The organism is Novosphingobium organovorum, from assembly GCF_022832435.1.
Lineage (GTDB): Bacteria > Pseudomonadota > Alphaproteobacteria > Sphingomonadales > Sphingomonadaceae > Novosphingobium > Novosphingobium organovorum.
The window spans coordinates 1-5,324 of sequence record NZ_JALHLF010000168.1; the positions used below are offsets into that span (position 1 = coordinate 1).

The 5,324-nt window shown below is 66.5% G+C and carries 5 protein-coding genes; 2 read left to right on the forward strand and 3 right to left on the reverse strand.

Annotated features, from left to right (window positions below; translation table 11 throughout):
* Positions 1–1,210: DUF1963 domain-containing protein (locus MTR62_RS19715; protein WP_244024149.1), on the forward strand; the 1,210-nt coding region annotated here is incomplete at its 5' end.
* Positions 1,211–1,302: 92 nt separating this feature from the next.
* Here MTR62_RS19715 and rbfA read toward each other — a convergent pair.
* Positions 1,303–1,737, reverse strand: a complete 435-nt coding sequence (gene rbfA / locus MTR62_RS19720) for a 30S ribosome-binding factor RbfA (RefSeq protein ID WP_244024150.1) — start codon at positions 1,735–1,737, stop codon at positions 1,303–1,305.
* Between the two features lie 109 nt (positions 1,738–1,846).
* Between rbfA and MTR62_RS19725 the strand changes: the two genes are divergently transcribed.
* Positions 1,847–2,194 carry an RcnB family protein gene (locus MTR62_RS19725; RefSeq protein ID WP_244024152.1) on the forward strand — a complete coding sequence of 116 codons (348 nt, stop codon included), beginning with the start codon at positions 1,847–1,849 and terminating at the stop codon, positions 2,192–2,194.
* 398 nt (positions 2,195–2,592) lie between these two features.
* Here the strand turns inward: MTR62_RS19725 and MTR62_RS19730 are convergent, their stop codons facing one another.
* Both MTR62_RS19730 and infB read right to left on the reverse strand, forming a co-directional pair.
* Positions 2,593–3,126, reverse strand: a complete 534-nt coding sequence (locus tag MTR62_RS19730; protein ID WP_244024154.1) for a DUF1697 domain-containing protein — start codon at positions 3,124–3,126, stop codon at positions 2,593–2,595.
* 176 nt (positions 3,127–3,302) lie between these two features.
* Positions 3,303–5,324 (reverse strand): translation initiation factor IF-2 (infB, locus tag MTR62_RS19735; protein ID WP_244024156.1); only part of this gene is annotated, 2,022 nt, incomplete at its 5' end.

Below are 5,324 nucleotides of genomic sequence, written 5' to 3' on the forward strand. Positions count from 1 at the left end.
CCCGGCCCCGGCCTTCCCCGAGCCCGAAGCCGAACCCGCCCCCGCCCCGGCGCCGTTCGAGGCGCGCACGCTGCGCCTCGTGCGCAAGGCGCGCACGATGGGGCGTGACTGGTTCGAGGACAGCAGCTGGTTCGGTGGCCTGCCCCGGCTCGGCGCCGCGCCCTGGCCCAGCGACGAACACGGCACCCCGCTGCCCTTCCTCGCACAGATCGATCTGGCCGACGTTGCCGCGATCGCCCCCACCGCCTCGCTTCCCGGCACCGGTTCGCTGGCCTTCTTCCTGGGCGATGGCGCGGTGGTCCCGGTCGCGGCGGGCCACCACGACTTCACCGATCCGCCGCAGGACCTGCCGCCCGCCTTCAACGAAGGGGGGGCCTTGTTCCCGCAGCGCACCACCCGGCTTACCCGCTGGCTGTTTCCGTTCTGGCCGGTCGCGCTGTCCGACGCGGCGACCGGGCATGGCCTGGCCGAGCGCGACCATCCGTTCTACGCCGTGGGCGTGGGCGAGCCGGTCGAGACGCTGTGGTGGCACTCGGTCCACCACTTCGCCGATCGCCTGCGCGACGCGCTCGACGGGGCCGATGGCGCCGAGGGCCCCATCAACACGCACCGCGCACGCCTTCGCGACATGCGCGAGGCGCTCAGCCGGATCGAGAACGACCCCGATTCCGATCCCTACGAGCGCGATGACGCGCGCGAGGACATCGAGGCGCTGACCGAGGAACTCGCGCGGATCGAGGAGCAGCGCCGCTCGCTGCCCGAAATGCTCGCCGCGCTCGACAGCTTCCTCGAAGGCCGCGCGCCCTGGACGCAGCTGACCTCGGACGAACTGGAAATCGTGCGCGATCTCCTGCCCGAAACGCATGAACGCTACGGCGAACTGGCCGGTGACGCGGTCCCCGCCTCGCTTGCCGAAGTCGCGACGATCTCGCTGCGCGCGATGATCTCGGGCCCCGACGAAGCGCTCGCGGCGATCCCCGCGCCGCTGCTCGAGCGGATCAACAGCGAATACCGCCTGCCCGCCGAAGCCGAACATCGCCTGTTCCAGCGCGCACACGACAGCGACGAGCTGGTCCTGCTCGAGCTGGCCTGGGACGACATGGTCGAATGGTGGTGGCCCGAGGAAGGCCGCTGCCAGTGGCGCATCACGCCCGCCGATGCGGCCGCCGGTAACTGGCACGCCGCGCGCGTGGTCTTCATCACCGATTGATCGGGCGTGCGGAACCGGCGTGCAGGCTCGGACCGGCAGGCTCGGACCAGCAGGCCCGGATCGGTCAGACGGCCCCGCGCCAGCAGCGCCGATCAGTCTTCGTCGGATGGCTCGGTGTCGGGCTGTTCCGCCGCATCCTGGTCAAGGTCGCGGCGCACGCGCGGATCGTTGAGCAGCGCGTCGATCCGGCTCGCCTCGTCGAACGTCTCGTCGGTGCGGAAACGGATCTTCGCGGCGAACTTGAGCTTGAGGCGCTGGGCCACTTCCTTCTGGAAATAGGCCGTGTTGGTGCGCAGCGCCTTGAGCACCACCTCCTCGTCCTCACCCAGGAGGGGCTTCACGTAGACGGTGGCCTGCCGCAAGTCGGGCGTCATGCGCACTTCGGTCACCGAGACCGAGTGCCCGCTCAGCGTGTCGTCGTGGACCTGCTGGCGGGTGAGGATTTCGGAAATGACGTGGCGCACCTGTTCGCCCACCTTGAGAAGGCGGACCGAGTGCTGCTCAGGGGTAGTTTGCTGACGTGCCATAGTTGCGTTCCATTTGGGCCTGCCACGACAATTTGCAACAAATGATTACGCCACCTTTGCCACGCCGAGGCGTTATGGGGGTGTGAGGTTCACATTTAGGAGTGATTTTATGAACAAGTTTACCGCCACACTGCTGGCCGCAGCGCTCACGCTACCGATGGCGGCCGCGCCCGCGATGGCCCAGTCGCATCAGCAGCCCGGCCACAGCCAGCAGGCCTCGCACCACGACGACAAGAAGGCTTCCTCGCACAGCGCGAGCAAGGGCTACAAGAGCTTCAAGAAGGGCGAGAAGTTCGACAAGAGCCGCGCGCGCAACTACCAGGTCGTGAACTACAAGAGCTTCAAGAAGCTGCCCGCGCCCAAGCGTGGCTACCGCTACGTGCGTTCGGGCAGCAATGTGCTGCTGATCGGCACCTCGAGCCTGAAGGTCTACGCCGTCTATCCGGGTCTGTTCTGATCCGCCGCGGCTAGAGCGGTTTTCGATCAGATTGCATCAGATCTACCGCTCTAGACTTTTGTTTTGACGCATTTTCTGAACCGTCAGGTGATTCCACCTGACTGGAAAATGCTCTAGACTTTTGTTTTGACGCATTTTCTGAACCGTCAGGTGATTCCACCTGACTGGAAAATGCTCTAGACGCGGCACCCTTTTCGCCACCGGGTAAAGGGCGGCGGGCTTGGCGGAGCCCGTCGCCCTTTCCTTTTGCAAGAGGGGCGATTCGCCTGACCGTCATCCCCCAAATTTCTANGCGGCACCCTTTTCGCCACCGGGTAAAGGGCGGCGGGCTTGGCGGAGCCCGTCGCCCTTTCCTTTTGCAAGAGGGGCGATTCGCCTGACCGTCATCCCCCAAATTTCTACATCTTGGCCAGAATCCGCCCGAGCGACCGCGCGTTGCGCGCCGTCCCCCGGCAGCCCAGACGCCGCTCGATGAAGCCCGGCGTCAAACGGCTGCCCGCCACCCCATGAACGAAGTCGATGAACAGGCAACGCTCGCCCAGCGCCAGCTTCTCATCGCCACGCCCCTTGTAGGCGGCCAGCAGCGCGTCGAAATTCGCCTGCGGCGGCTGGCTGGCGAGAAACTGGGTATGGACCTTGGCGTCCTCGCCGAAACCCACGAAGGGATTGTCCTCGAGCGCGGCGCGCACTTCCTCCTTGCTGCGAATGGCGACGAAGCTGTCGATGTCGAAACGCTCGGCCATGATGTAGGCGAACAGCTCCTCGAGGCCCTCGCTCGGGCGTTCATCGTAATCGAACAGCACGTTGCCACTGGCGATCACCGTCTCGACGTTGTCGATCTCCTCGCGCCGCAGCGCGCGGCGCAAGTCTTCCATCGTCAGGCGGTTTCCGCCCACGTTGAGCGAGGAAAAGAAGGCGCAGTAGCGGGGCATCGAATCGAACTCCGGGCTCGGCGGCGGGCTCCGCCCGCCCGGCAGGGCGCGGCAAGTCCGACCGGCATTGGCTCCAAGCCATAACAGCAAATACGAAAAGGGGCAGGCACCCTTGTGGATGCCTGCCCCGATTTCGTTGCTCGCGCGTGGGCGGCGCCGCAGCGCCGCGCCAGGGCTTAGCCCAGCGTACGCTCGCGGTGGCTGACCTCGAAGACTTCGAGCTGGTCGCCCGCCCGGATGTCGTTGGTGTCGGCCAGGACCACACCGCACTCCAGACCGGTGCGCACTTCGTCGACGTCGTCCTTGAAGCGGCGCAGCGAGGCGATGGTCGTTGCCGAAACGATGACGTCGTTGCGGGTAAGACGCGCGTGGAGCCCCTTGCGGATGACGCCTTCCTCGACCAGCAGACCGGCCGCCTTGTCCTTCTTGCCGGCCGGGAAGACCTGCTTGACCTGCGCACGCCCGACGACGGTTTCGATCCGTTCCGGACCCCAGATGCCGGCCATCTGCTTGGCGACTTCCTCGGTCAGTTCGTAGATCACGTCGTAGTACATCATCGCGGTCTTCGACTTCTCGATCTGCTCGCGCGCCTTGGCGTTCGGACGGACGTTGAAGCCGATGATCGGCGCGCCCGAGGCCGAAGCCAGGGTCACGTCGGTCTCGGTGATGGCGCCCACGCCCGAGTGCAGCACGCGCACCTTGATCTCGTCGTTCGAGAGGTTGTGGAGCGCGGCGGCGATCGCCTCGACCGAGCCCTGCACGTCGGCCTTGATGACCACCGGATACTCGATGACATCCTGCTTGGCCTTGAGCGCGGAGAACATCGTGTCGAGCGAAGTCGGAGCGCTGGCGGTGCGCTTGGCGGTCGCCTGCTCCTGACGCCACGAGGAAACCTCGCGGGCGCGCTGTTCGCTCTCGACCACGGTCAGCGTGTCCCCGGCCATCGGCACGCCGCCCAGGCCCAGCACCTCGATCGGCATCGAGGGGCCCGCTTCCTTGACCTGCTTGCCCTTGTCGTCGTTCATGGCGCGCACGCGGCCGCTCTCGGTGCCGACGACGAAGATGTCGCCGCGCTTGAGCGTCCCGCGGCGGACCAGCACGGTTGCGACCGGGCCCTTGCCCTTGTCGAGCTTGGCTTCGATCACGGTCGCCTCGGCCTCGCGGTCGGGGTTGGCCTTGAGCTCCATGAATTCGGCCTGGAGCAGGATCTTCTCGATCAGCTCGTCGAGACCCTTGCCGGTCTTGGCCGAAACCTCGACGTCCTGCACCTCACCCGACATCGCCTCGACGACGATTTCGTGTTCGAGCAGACGCTCGCGCACCTTCTGCGGGTTGGCCTCGTGCTTGTCGCACTTGTTGATCGCCACGATCATGGGAACGCCCGCAGCCTTGGTGTGGTTGATGGCCTCGATCGTCTGCGGCATGATGCCGTCGTCGGCGGCCACCACCAGGATGACGATGTCGGTGACGTTGGCACCGCGCATGCGCATCTGGGTGAAGGCGGCGTGACCCGGCGTGTCGAGGAAGGTGATCTTCTCGCCGCCCTTGGTCTTGATCTGGTAGGCGCCCATGTGCTGGGTGATGCCACCGGCTTCGCCGCGCACCACGTCGGTGCCGCGCAGCGCATCGAGCAGCGAGGTCTTGCCGTGGTCGACGTGGCCCATGATGGTCACGACCGGCGCGCGTGGCTTCAGCGTCTCGGGTGCATCGACGTCGGCTTCGGCGTTGATGTCCACGTCGCTGGCCGAAACACGCTCGATGTTGTGGCCGAATTCCTCGACCAGCAGCTCGGCGGTGTCCTGGTCGATCGTCTGGTTGACGGTGACCATCATGCCCATGTTGAACAGCGCCTTCACCAGGTCGGCGCCCTTCTCGGCCATGCGGTTGGCAAGCTCCTGAACGGTGATCGCCTCGGGCACGACGACGTCGCGAACCTGCTTTTCGCGCGGCTGCGAACGGCCCGAGAACTGCGCACGGCGCTCCTTCTCGCGGGCGCGCTTGAGCGCGGCGAGCGAACGCGCGCGGGCGCCTTCATCGTCGTTCAGCGCGCGGTTCACGGTCAGCTTGCCCGACTGACGGCGATCGTTCTTGCGCTCGGCCCCGCGTGCGGGAGCGGCGCCCTTCTTGGCCGCATCGGGCTTCTTGCCAGCGGCGGCGGCGGTCGTCGCCTCGGGCTTGCGCGCGGCGGGTTCGGGACG

Excerpts from the sequence above, each read along its gene's own strand:
- rbfA (WP_244024150.1), bottom strand. The coding sequence starts at position 1,737 with ATGGCACGTCAGCAAACTACCCCTGAGCAGCACTCGGTCCGCCTTCTC.
- MTR62_RS19725 (WP_244024152.1), top strand. The coding sequence starts at position 1,847 with ATGAACAAGTTTACCGCCACACTGCTGGCCGCAGCGCTCACGCTACCG.
- MTR62_RS19730 (WP_244024154.1), bottom strand. The coding sequence starts at position 3,126 with ATGCCCCGCTACTGCGCCTTCTTTTCCTCGCTCAACGTGGGCGGAAAC.